The sequence below is a fragment of the Acidimicrobiales bacterium genome (assembly GCA_035540975.1).
Lineage (GTDB): Bacteria > Actinomycetota > Acidimicrobiia > Acidimicrobiales.
Map to the genome: position 1 here is coordinate 1 of DATLFN010000062.1, position 16,382 is coordinate 16,382.

Below are 16,382 nucleotides of genomic sequence, written 5' to 3' on the forward strand. Positions count from 1 at the left end.
CGGCCGCCAGCACCACCTCCCCGTCCCGGAGGGCGAGCCCGGGGCCGAGCGGGCGGTCGCGCCCCGTCGTGCGCCCCTTGGGGCCGGCCCGCGCCGACGCCACCCGGCGCCAGGCGTCGTCGCCCGCCCAGGCGATGCACCGGCCGGCGGCGGCCACGTCGGCCATCAGGGCGTCGGCGTCGGCGTAGCCGAGGGCCGCCGCAACGGCGTCCTGCTCCTGGAGGAGCAGGCGGTCGAGGGCCTTGCCCGTCCGCCGGTGCAGCTCGACCCGCACGGACAGCAGCACGTCGTGGGCGACGAGCACCGCCTCGGCGTCGGCCGCGACGACGGGCGTGGCGAGGGCGGCGGCCCGCAGGGCGTGGAAGTCGCGCAGCCCGCCGCGCCCCTCCTTCAGCTCGGGCTCGAGGAGGAACGCCACCTCGCCGAAGCGGGAGTGGCGCTCGCCGACGGCGGCGGCCAGGGCCGGGAGGACCCGGCCGGCCCGCTTCCGCCACTGGGCCCGGGCCCGCTCGGCCAGGTCGCCGGCCAGGCCGGCGTCGCCGGCGACGAACCGTGCGTCGAGGAGGCCGAGGGCCGCCTTGAGGTCGTCGTCGGCGACGGACAGCGCCTCCTTGACGGTGCGCACGCTGTGGTCGAGCCCCACCCCGGCGTCCCACACCGGGTACCAGATGCGCTCGGCCACCGACCGCACGGCGCCCGAGCCCCGGCTCCCGTCGTGGACGAGCACGACGTCGAGATCGCTGTACGGGCACAGCTCCCGCCGGCCGTAGCCGCCCACGGCGACGAGCGCCATCCCCGGCTGGTCGCCCAGCAGCGTCGTGAGCCACCGGTCGGCGGCATCGGCGTACTCGCGGCAGAAGGCGGGCCCTCGGGGCCCGCCTTCCGCCAGCAGCGAGGTCCGTTCAGAGAGCGTCGGGACCCATCTCCCCGGTCCGGATGCGCACGAGGCTGTCGACCTCGGTCACCCACACCTTGCCGTCGCCGATCTTCTCGGTGCGGGCGGCGGAGACGATGGCGTCGACCACCCTGGTGGCGTCGGTGTCGTCGGCCAGCACCTCGACGCGGATCTTGGGCACGAAGTCCACCGTGTACTCGGCGCCCCGGTACACCTCGGTGTGGCCCCGCTGGCGGCCGAAGCCCTGGACCTCGGACACGGTCATGCCCTGGACGTCCAACGCCTTGAGGGCGTCCTTCACGTCGTCCAGCTTGAACGGCTTGACGATGGCGGTGACGAGCTTCACTAGCCGATCCTCCCCATGGAACCGAAGTCGCCGAGGTTGTACGCCGTCTCGGCGTGCTGGGTGGTGTCGAGGCCGGCGGCCTCCTCGTCCTCGGTGACCCGCAGGCCCACGGTGGCGTCGACGATCTTGGCCAGCACGAAGGAGAGGATGCCCGAATAAAGGATGGTCGCGCCCACGGCCACGACCTGGTCGGCCAGCAGGTCGCCGCCGCCGCCGAAGAAGACGCCGTCGACGGCGGCGGAGTTGACCGCCGTGTCGGCGAAGAAGCCGAGGAGGATCGATCCCACGACCCCGCCGACCAGGTGGACGCCCACCACGTCGAGCGAGTCGTCGTAGCCGAACCTGAACTTCAGCTGGATGGCCATGAGGCACAGCATCCCGGCCACGAAGCCGATGAAGACCGGAGCCAGGCCGCCGACGAAGCCGGCGCACGGCGTGATGGCGACGAGGCCGGCCACCGCGCCCGAGGCGGCGCCCAGGGTGGTGGCCTTGCCGTCCTTCATCTTCTCGGCGAACAGCCAGCCGAGCATGCCGGCGGCCGCCGCCAGGTGGGTGTTGATCAGCGCCTGGCCGGCCAGGCCGTTGGCGCCGAGGGCCGAGCCGGCGTTGAAGCCGAACCACCCGAACCACAAGATGCCGGTGCCGATGAGGGTCCACGGGAGGGAGTGGGGCGGCATGGCCTCGCGCGGCCAGCCCCGGCGCTTGCCGAGGACGATCACCACGGCCAGCGCCGCGATGCCGGCGTTGATGTGGACCACCGTGCCACCGGCGAAGTCGAGGGCGCCCCGCTCGAACAGCCACCCGTTGGGGCTGAACACCCAGTGGGCCACGGGGGAGTACACGAGCACCAGCCACAGGCCGAGGAAGGTGGCCCAGCCGGCGAACTTCATGCGGTCGGCGGTGGCGCCCGTGATCAGGGCGGGGGTGATGACGGCGAACATCATCTGGTAGGCGCAGAACACGATGGGCGGGATGGTGAGGGCGAGGTCGTCCACGTACCCGGGGAGCACCAGCGTCGAGTCGCCCACGTCCTTGAGGCCGGCGAAGTCCAGGCCGCCGATGAACCCGCCGCCGTCGCCGAAGGCGATGCTGAACCCGACCAGCGCCCACAGGATGCTGACCAGGCCCATCGAGAAGAAGTTCTGCATGAGCATGCCGAGCACGTTCTTGGACCGGACCATGCCGCAGTAGAAGAACGCCAACCCCGGTGTCATGAACAGCACCAGGGCGGCCGACGTCAACACCCATGCGGTGTTGCCGCTGTCGATCTCCATCCGCCTCTCCCCTCCTGCCCCGTGTCTCGGGACCCGCGGAAGCCAGCATTGCGAAAGGGTGTTTCCCGGCAGTTCCCCGAATGTTTCGTCTCTGTGAACCGGCCGGGGCCCTACCGGACCACCTTGGCGACCTCGCGGGCGGCGACGAGGACGGGGTCCCACACGGGCGAGAAGGGCGGCGCGTACGAGAGGTCGAGGTCCACGACCTGGTCGACGGTGAGGCCCGCCGTGACGGCGGTGGCCACGACGTCGATGCGCTTGGCCGCTCCCTCGGCGCCGACGATCTGGGCGCCCAGCAGGCGCCCCGTGCGCCGCTCGGCCACCATCTTCACGGTGATCCGGCCGGCCCCGGGGAAGTAGCCGGCACGGGTGCTGGACTCGATGCGCGCCGTCTCGTACCCGAGGCCGGCGGCGGTCGCCTCCCGCTCGTCCAGGCCCGTCCGCGCCACCTCGGTAGAGCACACCTTCGTCACCGCCGTGCCGACGACCCCGGGGAAGGTGGCGTAGCCGCCTCCCAGGTTGACCCCCGCCACCCGGCCCTGCTTGTTGGCCACCGTCCCCAGGGGAAGGTGGACCGGTCTCCTCGAGACCAGGTGGAAGGACTGGCAGCAGTCGCCCGCCGCCCACACCCCCTCGGTCGAGGTGCGCTGGCGGGGGTCGACCACCACGGCCTCCTTGACCCCGGTCTCCAGCCCGGCGCCGGCGGCCAGCCCGCTGGCGGGCGCCACACCCAGGCCCAGGACCACCAGGTCGGCGGGGAGGCGCCCGTCCTCCGTGTGCACCGAGCCGGGCTCGAAGCCGGTCACGGACGTCCCCGTCCGCACGACGATGCCGAACTGCCGCATCGCCTCGCCCACCATGGCCCCCATGTCGGGGTCGAGCGTGGCCATCACCTCGGCCCCCTGCTCGACGACCGTCACCGTGGGGCAGCCGCGGCGCACGAAGGCCTCGGCCATCTCCAGGCCGATGTAGCCGGCGCCCACGACCACGACGTTCTCGGCGTCGCAGCGCTCCGCCTCCTCCAGAAGGTGGGCGGCGTCCTCGAGGGTCTGCACCCCGTGGATGCGCGGGCCGTCGATCCCGGGGAGGTCGGGGCGCACCGGGGTGGCGCCGGTGGCCAGGTGGAGGTGGTCGAAGCCGAGGGTGAACGTGCGGCCGTGGTTGTGGTCGCGCACCTCCACCCTGCGGGCGTCGAGGTCGACGGCCGTCGCCTCGTGGCCCGTCCTGACGTCGATGTTGTGGCGGTCCCGGAACGTCTGCGGGTCCCGGGTGACGAGGTCGTCGAGGCGGGCGACGTCGCCCGCCACCAGGTACGGGATGCCGCACGCCGAGTAGCTGGTCCACCGCCCCCTCTCCAGGGCGACGATCTCCAGGTCGGGACGGCGGCGCCGGGCCTGGGAGGCGGCGGCCATGCCGCCGGCGTCGCCACCGACGACGACGAGCCGCTCGGCCATGGCCGTACCATATGGGAATGGGGGTGCGGGCCGACTGCCGCCACTACGTCGAGCGCACCACGTCGCTCGAGGAGAAGGTGCAGCGCTGCCGCCTGGACGTCGCGCTGCTCGACCCGTTCGCCTGCCCCGAGGGCTGCCTGTTCTTCGAGCCGCGCCGGATCGCCGACGCCGGCTGGACCGTCGAGGAGCGGCGCCAGGGCGGACGGGAGGAGTAGCCGGCTGGTTCTCCGGACGGAACGGGATCAGGCGAGCAGCCGGCCGACGTCGGCGAAGAACCTCGAGCGGGCCATGACCTCGCCGCAGCCGGCGGCCGTGGCGGCGGCCGCCAGCTCGCGGTCGACGTGACTGGCGAAGCCGATGGTGCGGGCGGCGCCCAGCTGCGGCAGGACGTCCAGGACGCCGGGACGGGCCAGGTCGACGACGACCACCTCGGCGCCCACGCCGGCCAGGTCGGCGGCGGCCCGCACGAAGGCGACGTCGCCCGGCGCGGCGGCCTGGACCTTCGAGCGGTCCATGAGGTCGGGGACGAAGGCGGCGATGCGGGTCAAGAGGGACCTCCCGGTCGACGGCCGGCGCGGCCGTGGCGCTGCATGTGGGCCCACGCCTTGGCCGCTCCCCACTCCAGGCCCGGCTGGTGGAGGGCGGGATCGACGTCGGCGAAGGCGGCGGGCGAGAGATCGTAGACGTCGTCGGGGAACCGCTCCGCGGCGAAGTCGTCGCGGGCCACGGCAGGCACCCCGGCCCGGGCGAGCACCTCGGTGGGATAGCGGACGGCGGTGCGCAGCACGGCCAGCGGGTTGGTGCGCTGGTCGTCCACGTCGGTCTCCAGCAGCGCCCGGACCCGTGCCCCGACGTCGGCCGCGGCCCGGCGCCCGGCGCTGCGGGCCTCCTCCATGGTGGCGGGATCGGCAGCGCCGGTGAAGGCGACGAGCAGTCGCTCGACGCTGCGCTCGACCCACCCGGGCAGCGCCTGCTCGACCGCCGCGGCCAACGCCTGCGCCTTCGGGCCGATGACGTCGTCACCCGTGCCGCCGGTCACCGGCGCAGCGCCTCGGGCAGCTGGTCGACCTCGCAGGCGAGGCGGACGCGGTCGCCGACGATGGCCAGCGTCGTCACCGCGCACGGGACCAGCCCGGTGCGGGCGACGGGCACCCGCAGCGCCGGCGCTCCCGCCACCCTCAGCACCAGCGAGCCGTCGTCGACCTCGGCGTCGGCCGTCACCGTGGCGCCGCCCACACCGACGCCCACCCGCCCGTCGCCGATCGTCACCGGCAGGTTCACCGCCTCGGCCAGCGCGGCGCCGTCGACCTCGATCGCCACCGAGCCGGAGTCGATGCCCTCCACCCGGACCCGGCCCGACGTCAGGGCGGAGCGGTCGACCACCACACCCGACGCCTCGACCAGGACGGTCGAGAGGCGCAGCCCGCCCGCTGTCGGCCCGTCGACGCGTACCCGCACCTCAGCCACCGACCCCGAGACGAGGAGCCGGCCGAGGAAGGGGAAGGAGGTGATGGAGGCCGACGTCGCCGACTCGTCCGTGGCCGCCTCGCCGGCCCGGGCGGCCAGCTTCGCCTCTGCGAAGACGCGCGCACCCTGGTCGACCGCGGCCAGCACCACGCCCAGCAGGGCGAGGACGATCACCTTCCGCAAGCGCCCGGCCTCAGCCCTCGACGACGTCGCCCAGCCGGTCGACCTCCACGCCCTGCTCGCGCAGCCAGACGATGGCGGCCTCCACGGCGTCGGCGGCGCCGGCCAGCTCGCACACGATCCACCCCACCGTCTCCTCCACCTTGGCCCGCCGGATGTTCGGCTCGACGTCGAAACGGCGCATCATGCGTGCCAGCACGGGCTCGGTGATGAGGTGCTCGGGGAAGGTCAGGCGCACGCGCACGTTGCGGCGGTCGCCGGTCGGTCGGCGCGACTGCTCGCTCACGGCCTGCCTCCCAGGGCGCCGTTCAGGTTGCCGGACCGGAACCCCTCCAGGTCCAGCGTCACGTAGGTGTAGCCGGCCGCCCGTACCGACGCCACCACCACGTCACGCTGCTCGACCATCCGCGCCAGGTCGTGCTGGTCGACCTCGATGCGGGCCAGGTCGCCGTAGTGGCGGACGCGCAGCTGGGCGAACCCGAGGGCGCGCAGCGCCGATTCGGCCCGGGCGACGGAGGTGAGCACGCCGAGGATGACCGGCGTGCCGTATGGCACCCGGGAAGCGAGGCAGGCAGCTGCCGGCTTGTCCCAGGTGCGCAGGCCCAGCCGGGCCGACTCGGCCCGTACGTCGGCCTTGGTGTAGCGGGCGTCGACCAGCGGGAAGGCACAGCCCCGCTCGGCCGCCGCCAGCTGGCCGGGCCGGTGGTCGCCCAGGTCGTCGAGGTTGACGCCGAGGACGACGGTGGCGCCGGCGGCGGTGAACGGCGCCAGCGCGTCGAGCAGCGCCGTCTTGCACCGGTAGCAGCGGTTGCCGTCGTTGGCGGCGTAGGCGGGGTCGGCCAGCTCGTCGGTGCGCACCGGAGCCCAGCGCAGCCCCCACTCGTGGGCGAGCGCCCGGCAGTCCGCCTCCTCCTCCGGCGCGAGCGACGGCGACACCGCGGTGACGGCTGCGGCGGCGTCGCCCAGCGTGTCGTTGGCGACCCACGCCAGGAAGGCCGAGTCGGCCCCGCCGCTGAAGGCCACCACGACCGGCGCCAGCGCGCGGAGGCGATCGCGCAGCGCGTCGAGCGACGGATGCCCGCGCATGTCGCGTGGATCGCCCGCAATTGCGGCAAGTTCGTGCCCGTCCGAGGTCACAGTCACGCGCCATCCTGCCACCCCGTGCGTATGCTTCCCATACGAGGCAGTTCAATTTGATCAGGAGGCGATCCATGCGCCGCAAGGCACTCTGGCGTGGCCTGGCCCTTGCCCTCACCGCGACGCTGGTCATGACCGCGTGTGGGGACGACGACGAGGACACGGCCACCGGCGGTACGGATACGACGGCAGCCGCCGAGACGGTCACAATCGCGTTCATGGGCGCGCTGACGGGCGACAACGCCAACCTCGGCATCAACATCCGCGACGGCATCAAGCTCGCCATCGAGGAGGCGAACGCCGAGGGCGACGGTCCCACCATCGCCCTGAAGGAGTTCGACACGGCCGGCGATCCCGCTCAGGCCGGCACGGTCAAGGACCAGGTGATCGCCGACGACGACGTCGTCGGCGTCGTCGGCCCGGCCTTCTCGGGCGAGACCAAGGCCGTCATCCCGGCGTTCGAGGACGCCGGCCTCGCCATGATCAGCCCGTCGGCCACCAACACCGACCTGCCCAACGTGGTTCCCAACAGCCGGGTGTTCCACCGGATCATCGCCGACGACAGCTTCCAGGCCAGCGGCGTGGCCGCCTACCTGGCGAACGACCTCAAACCGGCCACGGTGTCGTACATCCACGACAACTCCGAGTACGGCAAGGGCCTGACGGACGACGTGGTGAAGCAGGCGGGCGACAAGGGCATCAAGGCGGCCAGCGCCCAGCCGCTGATCCTCGACCCCAAGGCGCAGGACTTCTCGTCGACCGTGAACTCGGTGCTCAGTGCCAAGCCCGGTGCCGTCTTCTACGGCGGGTACTACGCCGAGGCGGGCCGGCTCAAGAAGCAGCTGACCGACGCCGGCTTCACCGGCACGTTCGTCAGCGGTGACGGATCGCTGGACCCGGGCTTCGTCGACGCCGCCGGCGCCGCCGCCGCCGAGGGTGCCCAGCTGAGCTGCCCGTGCAACCTCGCGTTCGAGACGTCGGAGGGCAAGCTCAAGGAGTTCTACGACGCCTTCAAGGCCGAGATCGGCAAGGAGCCGGGGCTCTACTCGCCCGAGGGCTTCGACGCGGCGAACGTCCTCATCGAGGGGATCAAGGCCGGCAACACCGACCGGGAGAGCCTGCTGACGTGGCTCGAGGAGGACTTCGAGAGCCTCGACGGCGTCTCGAAGAAGGTCGAGTTCGCCGAGAACGGCAACACCACCTCCAGGGACTTCTTCGTCTTCCAGGTGAAGGACGGCAAGCTCGCCCCGTCGACCACGGTCGAGGTCAGCTAGCCCATCCCGCCGGCCGGGTTCGGATCCGACACCGGACGGAGGGCGCCCCGAGTGCCCTCCGTCCTGTCGTGAGGAGGACACGATCAACTCCTGCTTCCGGTGCCTGGTCGACCAGTTCTGGCCCCAGACGCTCGACGGGCTCACCCTCGGGTCGATCTACGCCCTGATCGCGCTGGGGTACACGCTGGTGTACGGAGTCCTGCGCCTCATCAACTTCGCCCACTCCGAGATCTTCATGATCGGGATCTTCGCCTCGCTCTTCGCCATGCACGGCCTGGGCATCGAGACCTCGGACCCCGCCCGCACGGGCGTGAGCCTGGTCCTGACCCTGGTGACCGTCCTCGTGGTCGCCATGCTCGCCTCCGGGCTCACCGCCTTGACCATGGAGCGCGTCGCCTACCGGCCGCTGCGACGGCACGGCGCGCCCCGTCTCGCCGCCCTCATCACCGCCATCGGGATCTCGCTGTTCCTCCAGGAGCTCTTCGCCGCCCGCTACGGTCGCGACCTGCTCCCCTTCCCGAGGGTGCTCGAGAAGCGGCAGCTGGCCGACTGGGGCGGCGCCAACATCCGCACCGACAAGGTGCTCGTCATCGTCGCCGCCCTTCTGCTCATGCTCGCCCTGGACCGCTTCATCGCCAGGTCGAGGCTGGGGCGGGGCATCCGGGCCACCGCCCAGGACTCGGAGACGGCCGCCCTGATGGGCGTCGACATCAACCGCGTCGTGATGCTCACGTTCTTCATCGGGGGCATCCTGGCCGGCGCCGCCGGGCTCCTCTACGGCGTGTTCTTCGAGACGGCCCGGTTCAACATCGGCTTCATCCCCGGCATCAAGGCGTTCACGGCCGCCGTCCTCGGCGGCATCGGGAACATCCGCGGCGCCCTGCTCGGCGGCCTGCTGCTCGGGCTGCTCGAGAACTGGGGCGCCACCGTGCTCGGCGGCGAGTGGAAGGACGTCTTCGCCTTCACGGTGCTCGTGCTGGTCCTGCTCGTCCGGCCCACCGGCCTGCTCGGCGAGTCCCTGGGAAGGGCTCGGGCATGACCAGCGGGGGGCTGCGGGAGCGCGCCGCCCACCTCCGAGGCCGGATCTCGCTGGTCGACCCGGTGGGCCGGTGGTGGGCACGGCAGCCCACGGGGCTCAAGGTGGTCGCCTTCGCCGCCGCCCTCGCCTTCGCCATCTGGTACCCGACGACGATCTCCGCCAAGTGGCAGAGCGTGCTGTTCTTCCCGGTGGGTGTCTACGTCGTCCTGGCCCTGGGGTTGAACATCGTGGTCGGTGCGGCCGGGCTGCTCGACCTCGGGTACGTGGCGTTCTACGCCGTCGGCGCGTACACGACGGCCAAGCTCACCACCACGTCGGGACTCACCGCGTGGGAGGCGCTGCCCATCGCCATCGCGCTCGCCATGGTCGCCGGCGTCATCCTCGGCGCGCCCACGTTGCGCCTTCGGGGCGACTACCTGGCCATCGTCACCCTCGGCTTCGGCGAGATCGTGCGCATCGTGGCCCAGAACAGCGAGTCGCTCGGCGAGGCGCGGGGCATCACGGGCATCCCCCACCCGTCGGCCGTGCTCGGGACCGAGTTCCGGTTCGACCCGCTTCCCTATTACTACGTCACCCTGGCGGCGGCCGTCCTCGCCGTCATCTGCTCGCTCCGGCTCGGGCGCTCCCGTGTGGGGCGGGCATGGGCGTCGATTCGCGAGGACGAGGACGCCGCCGAGGCGATGGGCGTACACACGTTCACCATGAAGCTGTGGGCCTTCGCCATGGGCGCAGCCATCGGCGGCATGGGCGGGTGGATCTACGCCAGCAAGGTCAGCTTCATCAGCCCCGACAACTTCCCGTTCTTCTTCTCGGTCATCGTGCTCTCGGCCGTCGTCCTCGGCGGCATGGGATCGGTGCCGGGCGTCATCGCCGGAGGGTTCGCCATCGCCTTCCTGCCCGAGTACCTCCGCGACGCGGCGGCGGGCGAGACGCTCACCCGGTGGCTCAACACCCTCACCGGCGGGGACGTCGGCACCATCACCGAGTACCGGGTCCTGCTGTTCGGCCTCGCCCTCGTGGTCATGATGGTGTTCCGCCCCCAGGGCCTCCTCCCCAGCCGCCAGCGGGCGGCCGAGCTGGCAGAGGCGGGACCGACGGGCGGGCTGGCCGGCAGCATCGCCGTGACCGAGGAGCCGGGGCCCGGGGAGGGGGCGGAGGTGGTCGACGAGGTGGCGGCGGCCGAGGCGGCCGCTCTCGCGGCCGAGGCGGGCGACGCGAGCGTGCTTCCCGAAGCCGTCGCCGAGGCGGCCGCCACCGGCGCCGACGTCGTCCTCGAGCTGCGCGACGTGACCATGGAGTTCGGCGGCGTGGTCGCCATGAACAAGGTCTCGCTCGGTGTGGAGCGGGGGCAGATCTTCGGCATCATCGGCCCCAACGGGGCAGGCAAGACAACGCTGTTCAACTGCGTCACCGGCGTGTTCCGCCCGACGTCGGGCGACATCGTGCTCAACGGCCGCTCGATCGTCGGGCGGCGGCCGCACCGGATCACCGAGGCGGGCATCGCCCGCACGTTCCAGAACATCCGGCTGTTCCCGAACATGACGGCCGTCGAGAACGTGATGGTGGGCGCCGACGCCCGCCACGCCACCAGCGTCCCGGGCGCCCTGCTGGGGCTGCCCCGCCACCGCCGGGAGGAACGCACCGGGCGGGCCGAGGCGCTCCGCCTGCTCGACTACGTGGGGATCGCCCACCGGGCCGGCGAGCGGGGCCGCAACCTCCCCTACGGCGACCAACGCCGCCTGGAGATCGCCCGGGCCATCGCCACCGGGCCGAGCATCCTGCTCCTGGACGAGCCGGCGGCGGGCATGAACCCCACGGAGAAGCGGGGGCTGATCGAGCTGATCCGCACGATCCGCTCCTCGGGCCTCACCGTCGTGCTCATCGAGCACGACATGAGCCTGGTGATGAACGTGTGCGACCGGCTGGCCGTCCTCGACTTCGGCGAGAAGATCGCCGAGGGCCCGCCGGCCGAGATCCAGCAGGACGCCCGGGTCATCGAGGCGTACCTGGGGGTGGCCGAAGATGCTTCTTGAGCTCTCCGGCGTGCACGTCCACTACGGCAAGGTGGAGGCCCTCAAGGGCATCTCCCTCACCGTGGAGGAGGGCGAGATCGTCACCCTCATCGGCGGGAACGGGGCGGGCAAGTCGACCACCCTCAAGACGATCTCCGGCCTGCGCCCGGTCACCTCCGGGTCGATCCGGTTCGCGGGCGAGGACATCGTCGGCGTCCCGGCCCACCGCCTGGTCGAGCGGGGCCTCTCGCAGGCCCCGGAGGGCCGCGGCATCTTCCCGGGGATGACGGTCATGGAGAACCTGGAGATGGGCGCCTACGCCCGCAAGGGCGGCCGCTCGGCGGTCGCCGCCGATCTCGACCGGGTCTTCGAGCTGTTCCCCCGCCTGGCCGAGCGCCGGTCGCAGGCCGGCGGCACCCTCTCGGGCGGGGAGCAACAGATGCTGGCCATCGGCCGGGCGCTGATGGCCGGCCCCAAGGTGCTGCTCCTGGACGAGCCGTCCATGGGGCTGGCGCCCATGCTGGTGGCCCAGATCTTCGACATCATCACCGAGATCAACCGCCAGGGCACCACCATCTTGCTGGTCGAGCAGAACGCCGCCCAGGCGCTGCGCCGGGCCCACCGGGCCTACGTGCTGGAGACGGGACGAATCGTGCGCAGCGACACCGCCGCCGCCCTGCTCGACGACGAGTCGGTGAAGGCGGCCTACCTGGGCGGCGACGTGGGCAACGGCACCGCCCACACGGACCACACGGACTAGAGGTCGCCCTCGGCCCCGGAACTTCCGGCGGCAAGAAGGGGCGGTATGCGCCCGTTCCTGCCGCCCGACGGGCGGCGTCGCCCTTGAAGGGGCCTCGCCGGGCCGACGCGCCTACCCGGCCAGGCCGACCCCGGCGAGCACCTCGTCCAGGTCGGCCACCAGCCCCGTGGTGAAGGGGCCGAACTCGGCGTAGACGGCCGATGCCTCGTCGAAGCGCATGGTGTGCACGACCTCCTTGAGGTCGTCGGGCCGCACGGCGAAGAGGGTGACGCCCCACTCCCAGTCGTCCACGCCGGTGGAGCCGGTGACGAGCTGGAGCACCCGCCCCTTGAACGCCCGGCCCGACGCCCCGTGCTCGTGCATCAGGCGCTGGCGGTCCTCGAAGGGCAGCGTGTACCAGTTCTGCCCGGGCGCCCGGCGCTTCGACATGGGATAGAAGCAGATGGCCCGCATGCCCTCGGGCGGCAGCTGCGGGTACAGCCGGGGCCGGAGCAGCTCGGCGGGCATACCCTCGGCGTACTCGGACACCTCGGTGAGCGAGACGTAGGAGTCGACCACCTTCAGCCCGGCGGCGACCAGCGCCGTCTGGAACGACCGCAGTCGCCACAGGTCGGGGCCGAGGGCCAGGAACCCGAGATCGGCCTTGTGGCCGAGCACGGCGAAGCACACGACCTGGTGGTCGTCGGTGCCGGCCGCCTTGACCGCCGCCCGCACCGCCTCGGTGTCGACCCGGGGCCCGGCCCGGCAGAACAGGTGGACCGCCCCCCACCCGGTGGACGGGGTCAGCGGCTCGTGTGCGCTACTCACGCGGCCGCCGCTGGCGGCGGGTCGGCGGGGTCTCCTCGACGTACTCGGCCAGCGGCTCGCCGCCGTCGCCGTCCGCCTCCGGCGGGCGGGGTGCCTCGTCGTCGGTGTCGACGGCGGAGCCGCCCACATCCTCGGCGACGGTGTCGATGGCCCCCGTGGCAGGGCCGAAGACGCCGAGCCTGCCGTTGCCGCGGTGCGAGCCGTTCCTGCCGTTGGCGGACCAGCGGGGCAGCGGGAGGTCGACGCTCCCATGCCCCTTGTGGGCCGCCACCGCCCGGGCGTGGTACTGCTCGGCCACGGCCATGAACTCGCCGTTGTGGTACGGCCGGCCGTCGACGAGCGGTCCCTGGTGGCCCTCGATGATCGCCTCGATGTCCTCGCCCGTGAGCGTCTTGTACGACTCGAGGGCGTGGGCGACGGCGAGCACCTCGCGGCGGTTCTCCCGCAGCATCTGCTCGGTGCGGATCTCGAGCTCCTTCAGCTTCGCCTCCACCCGCCGGCCCAGCTCGGTCTCCAACATGTTGCGGGACGTGCCGTCGACGACGGGTTGCGCGTTGGTGGCCCCCTTCGCCACCGCGTGGGAGCCGACGGTGGTGCCCATGCCCCAGTAGCCCTCCATGTACATGACCACCTGGGTGGCCATCTGGAGGTCCTGGCTCACGCCCGACGAGTTGTCGTTGTCGAAGAACATCCGCTCGCCGACCAGCGAGGCGATGCTGGTCATCACGTCGGCCTCGTACTCGGTGCGCCAGGACGTGAACTGCTCCTCGATCGGGATGGGCGACACCATCCCGAGGTAGCTCTGGCCCTTCTCGATGGTGGCGATGTCGATGGTGAGGTTCTTCTGGAGCCGGTACGACGCCACGGCGTGGCACGCCTCGTGGATGGCCACGGCGTGGCGCTCGCGCTCGATGTACTCGACGTCCTCGGGGGGGCCCAGGCTCTTGAGGATCTTGGCCTTGACGATGTCCTTCCAGGTGATCACCTCCCGGCCGTCGCGGATGGCCACGACCAGCGCCTCGTTGACGAGGTCCTTGATGGTGGCGCCGGTGGCGTAGGGCGTGATCGTGGCGAGCTTCTCCAGCTGCGCCGGGGTGATGTCGTGCTTCACCTTGTCGAGGTAGCCCTGGTAGGTCCGCTTGCGGCCCTCCTTGGAGGGGTAGCCGACGCGGTAGATGCGGTCGATGCGGCCCGGGCGCAGCAGGGCCTCGTCCAGCGCCTGCGGCATGTTCGTGGCCATCATGATGAGCATCCGGTACTTGGGCGGCGGCTTCGGGCGCATGCCGAGGGTCCGGCGCACGACCCGGTTCACGAAGCCGCGGGGCTTCTTCAGGCCGGACAGCTCGGCGAGCAGGGCCTGGAGCGTTCCCATGCCGCCACCCCCCATGCCGGCACCCATGATCAGGCCCTTGGCCCGGCCCGGGCGCGGGCCCTCGGCCCCGCTGGGCACGGCGGCGGAGTGCAGGAGGTTCACCGTGTCGGGCGCCAGGTAGGCCATGCCGTGGCACATCGGCTTGTCGGCCCAGGGCGCGGGCCTCATGGGGCCCCCGAAGCCGCCGGCGCCCGAGATGGCGCCCCGGTTCCCCAGCGAGTCGGCCTCGTCGAAGAAGGCGATCACCCCGCCGTAGCGCACGGCCAGCTTGCGCAGCTTGCGGAACAGGGCCTTGACCTTGAGGATGCCGACCCCGATGAACATGTTGGTGAAGGCGCCCGGGTCGACGAAGACGTAGGGCTTGCCCGTCTCGCCCGCCACCGCCTCGGCCATGAGGGTCTTGCCGGTGCCGGGCGGCCCCCAGAGCAGGATGCCGCCGGGGACGTAGCCGCCCTTCTCCTCGATCGCCTCCGGGTTCTCGAGGAAGAGCATGTTCTCCTTGACCCGCTCGACGACCTGGTCCTGGCCCCACACGTCGGAGAAACGGGTCTTGATGTCCTCCGGGAAGTACGTCTCGACCCCGCCCCGGGACAGGAACCAGAAGATGGCCACGAACTGCATGACGACGGCCGCCATGAGGAACAAGACCTGCAGGAACATCGGGAGCGCGGTCCAGACCGCCGAGGGAAGCCGGAACAGCCCCTGGACCGGAGAGACGTCGTAGAGCTTCCCGAGCAGCACCGACAGCAGCGCCAACCAGACCAGCGCCTTGAACGCCCGCGCCAGGCGGTACCGGGTCCAGTCGTTCATCTTCCCCGAGCGCGCCTCGAACCGGGCGAACAGCGAGGTCCAGGACCGGTGGTACCCGGCCGAGTGCTCGCTGATCATGTAGTGGACCTGTCGGAGGCCCTCCAGGCCCATCAGCACGATGATCCAGGCGTTCGAGCGGACGTGGGTGCGCACGGCATCGCTGAACGGCAGGTTGGGGTCCTCGGCCATGGCGGCCCACACGAGGACCAGCCACGTGCCCCCGAGGAGCACGAGGAACTTCACCCGGTCCCAGAGGTTGATCGGCTTGCGGGTCTCCCGCTCCGGTGCCGCCCGGCCGTCCGGCGGCGGGACCGGCCCGCGGTCGTGGTCGGGCCAGGCCAGGCCACCCGTGGTCGCGTTGCGGTTCTCTGAGGTCAACGTTCCGTCACCTTCCACGAGTCAATGACCGCGTCGATCGCGCCCTCGTTCGCGCTGTAACACTCGTCGTCGCAGCTGATGGCCAGGACGTGCACCCGGGTGAGGGCGGCGTCGACGAGGGCGACCTGGCGCCACTTGACGACGTCGCCGTCGCCCGTCTTCAGGTTGAGCAGCAGCTCGCTGCCGTTGAGGTGCCCCCGGGTGATGTCCTTGCTCTCCAGGACCTCGACGTCGTCCTGCGCCTCGTTCGAGAGGGGGTCGAAGCGCAGCAGCACGGCCCGCAGGTCGGAGAGGGAGAACGTGTCCCGCTGCCCGGGAAGGAGCTTGCGGACCTGGACGAGCCCGGTGGGGTGGTCGGAGACGGTGAGGACGTGGTCCAGGGACGGCTTGGGCGAGGCGTCGAACGCCACCGACCAGGAGAGCTCCTTGAACTGCTCCTTCGACTCGGGCGACTCGTCGCTCGACTCGAGCAGGGCGTCCTCGTCGTACAGCGTCCAGTCCGACGGCACCCGCACGAAGGTACGGTCCGAGGTGCTCTTCACGTAGTGGTACTCGGGCCCACCGCACGCCCCGCCGACGAGCGCGAACGCGACGGCGGCCGCGAAGAGCCACCGCGCGCGCCGAGGACGGCCCGTACCCACACCATCCAGGCTACCCGGCACGTGCCCGTACCCGGGCTCGCCGACTTTCGGCCGCCGAGCCGTCCGGGCGAGAATGGCCCCGTGTCACGGCGCCTGCTGACGGCCGGGATCGCGGCGGCGCTCCTGGCGCCCGCCCCCGCCCGGGCCGCGGCCGTACCGGTTCTCGTCATCGAAGGCAAGGGCCACGGCCACGGCGTGGGGATGGCCCAGGACGGCGCCTACTGGATGGGCCGCCAGGGCAGGTCCACCCCGCAGATCCTGAACCAGTTCTACCCGGGGACGACGCTCGGCCGCTCCGGCGGCGAGGTACGGGTGGCCGTGCTGTCGGGGGCGGGCGGCAACGTGGTGGTCGGGTTCCCGAACGGCGGCGAGATCCGCGACGTGCGTGACGGCGCCCAGTCGCCCGGCTTCCCCGTCCGGGTCCCGGCGGGCGGCTCGGCGCGGCTGCGCCACGACGGCCGCCAGTACGCCGTCGAGGTGGGCGGCACGTCGGCCGCTCCCGCTCCCGCCCAGCCCTCGGGCGGACGGCTCACCAC

At 72.2% G+C, this 16,382-nt stretch carries 18 protein-coding genes; 6 read left to right on the top strand and 12 right to left on the bottom strand.

What is annotated here, in order from left to right; translation table 11 throughout:
- From VM242_07525 to VM242_07540, 4 genes are all read right to left on the bottom strand, one after another.
- Nucleotides 1-793, bottom strand: a 793-nt coding sequence (locus VM242_07525; GenBank protein ID HVM05003.1) for a hypothetical protein, incomplete at its 3' end; no start/stop codon positions are given.
- Nucleotides 794-902: 109 nt separating this feature from the next.
- Entirely contained in the window at nt 903-1,241 is a 339-nt protein-coding gene (locus tag VM242_07530; protein ID HVM05004.1) for a P-II family nitrogen regulator, read from the bottom strand.
- Nucleotides 1,241-2,515, bottom strand: a complete 1,275-nt coding sequence (locus VM242_07535) for an ammonium transporter (GenBank protein HVM05005.1) — start codon at nt 2,513-2,515, stop codon at nt 1,241-1,243. Before VM242_07535 ends, VM242_07530 begins: the two co-directional genes overlap by 1 nt.
- Before the next feature lie 110 nt (nt 2,516-2,625).
- On the bottom strand, nt 2,626-3,969 hold the full coding sequence (locus tag VM242_07540) for an FAD-dependent oxidoreductase (GenBank protein ID HVM05006.1): 1,344 nt from the start codon (nt 3,967-3,969) through the stop codon (nt 2,626-2,628).
- A 17-nt stretch (nt 3,970-3,986) separates the two neighbouring features.
- Between VM242_07540 and VM242_07545 the strand changes: the two genes are divergently transcribed.
- Nucleotides 3,987-4,184 (top strand): hypothetical protein, encoded by a 198-nt coding sequence (locus VM242_07545; GenBank protein ID HVM05007.1) that lies wholly within the window; start codon nt 3,987-3,989, stop codon nt 4,182-4,184.
- 27 nt (nt 4,185-4,211) lie between these two features.
- Here the strand turns inward: VM242_07545 and VM242_07550 are convergent, their stop codons facing one another.
- Genes VM242_07550 through larE form a run of 5 tightly spaced genes read right to left on the bottom strand, consistent with a single transcriptional unit; the run spans nt 4,212 to nt 6,702 of the window.
- Entirely contained in the window at nt 4,212-4,517 is a 306-nt protein-coding gene (locus VM242_07550; GenBank protein HVM05008.1) for a hypothetical protein, read from the bottom strand.
- The gene (locus VM242_07555; GenBank protein HVM05009.1) at nt 4,514-5,008 is read right to left on the bottom strand and encodes a hypothetical protein; all 495 of its coding nucleotides are present in this window, start codon (nt 5,006-5,008) and stop codon (nt 4,514-4,516) included. The genes VM242_07550 and VM242_07555 overlap by 4 nt, the downstream gene beginning before the upstream one ends.
- Nucleotides 5,005-5,610: an LmeA family phospholipid-binding protein gene (locus VM242_07560; protein ID HVM05010.1), complete on the bottom strand. Its 606-nt coding sequence runs from the start codon at nt 5,608-5,610 to the stop codon at nt 5,005-5,007. Before VM242_07560 ends, VM242_07555 begins: the two co-directional genes overlap by 4 nt.
- Nucleotides 5,611-5,629: 19 nt before the next feature.
- Nucleotides 5,630-5,902: an NIL domain-containing protein gene (locus VM242_07565; protein ID HVM05011.1), complete on the bottom strand. Its 273-nt coding sequence runs from the start codon at nt 5,900-5,902 to the stop codon at nt 5,630-5,632.
- A complete protein-coding gene (larE, locus tag VM242_07570; protein ID HVM05012.1) occupies nt 5,899-6,702 on the bottom strand; it encodes an ATP-dependent sacrificial sulfur transferase LarE in 804 nt (267 codons plus the stop codon). The genes VM242_07565 and larE overlap by 4 nt, the downstream gene beginning before the upstream one ends.
- Nucleotides 6,703-6,827: 125 nt before the next feature.
- On the opposite strand from larE, the gene VM242_07575 reads away from it, so the two are divergent.
- The 4 genes from VM242_07575 to VM242_07590 all read left to right on the top strand — a co-directional run bounded on the left by VM242_07575 (nt 6,828) and on the right by VM242_07590 (nt 11,838).
- Complete coding sequence (locus VM242_07575; protein ID HVM05013.1) at nt 6,828-8,027, top strand: branched-chain amino acid ABC transporter substrate-binding protein; 1,200 nt, start codon at nt 6,828-6,830, stop codon at nt 8,025-8,027.
- A 103-nt stretch (nt 8,028-8,130) separates the two neighbouring features.
- Nucleotides 8,131-9,066, top strand: a complete 936-nt coding sequence (locus VM242_07580; GenBank protein ID HVM05014.1) for a branched-chain amino acid ABC transporter permease — start codon at nt 8,131-8,133, stop codon at nt 9,064-9,066.
- Nucleotides 9,063-11,099: an ATP-binding cassette domain-containing protein gene (locus tag VM242_07585; protein ID HVM05015.1), complete on the top strand. Its 2,037-nt coding sequence runs from the start codon at nt 9,063-9,065 to the stop codon at nt 11,097-11,099. Before VM242_07580 ends, VM242_07585 begins: the two co-directional genes overlap by 4 nt.
- A complete protein-coding gene (locus tag VM242_07590) occupies nt 11,089-11,838 on the top strand; it encodes an ABC transporter ATP-binding protein (protein HVM05016.1) in 750 nt (249 codons plus the stop codon). The genes VM242_07585 and VM242_07590 overlap by 11 nt, the downstream gene beginning before the upstream one ends.
- A gap of 111 nt (nt 11,839-11,949) precedes the next feature.
- Here the strand turns inward: VM242_07590 and VM242_07595 are convergent, their stop codons facing one another.
- Genes VM242_07595 through VM242_07605 form a run of 3 tightly spaced genes read right to left on the bottom strand, consistent with a single transcriptional unit; the run spans nt 11,950 to nt 15,846 of the window.
- The gene (locus VM242_07595) at nt 11,950-12,645 is read right to left on the bottom strand and encodes a chlorite dismutase family protein (protein ID HVM05017.1); all 696 of its coding nucleotides are present in this window, start codon (nt 12,643-12,645) and stop codon (nt 11,950-11,952) included.
- Complete coding sequence (locus VM242_07600) at nt 12,638-15,205, bottom strand: AAA family ATPase (protein ID HVM05018.1); 2,568 nt, start codon at nt 15,203-15,205, stop codon at nt 12,638-12,640. The genes VM242_07595 and VM242_07600 overlap by 8 nt, the downstream gene beginning before the upstream one ends.
- Entirely contained in the window at nt 15,202-15,846 is a 645-nt protein-coding gene (locus VM242_07605) for a hypothetical protein (protein ID HVM05019.1), read from the bottom strand. The genes VM242_07600 and VM242_07605 overlap by 4 nt, the downstream gene beginning before the upstream one ends.
- 81 nt (nt 15,847-15,927) lie before the next feature.
- Here VM242_07605 and VM242_07610 point away from each other — a divergent pair.
- Nucleotides 15,928-16,382: hypothetical protein (locus tag VM242_07610; protein ID HVM05020.1), on the top strand; the 455-nt coding region annotated here is incomplete at its 3' end.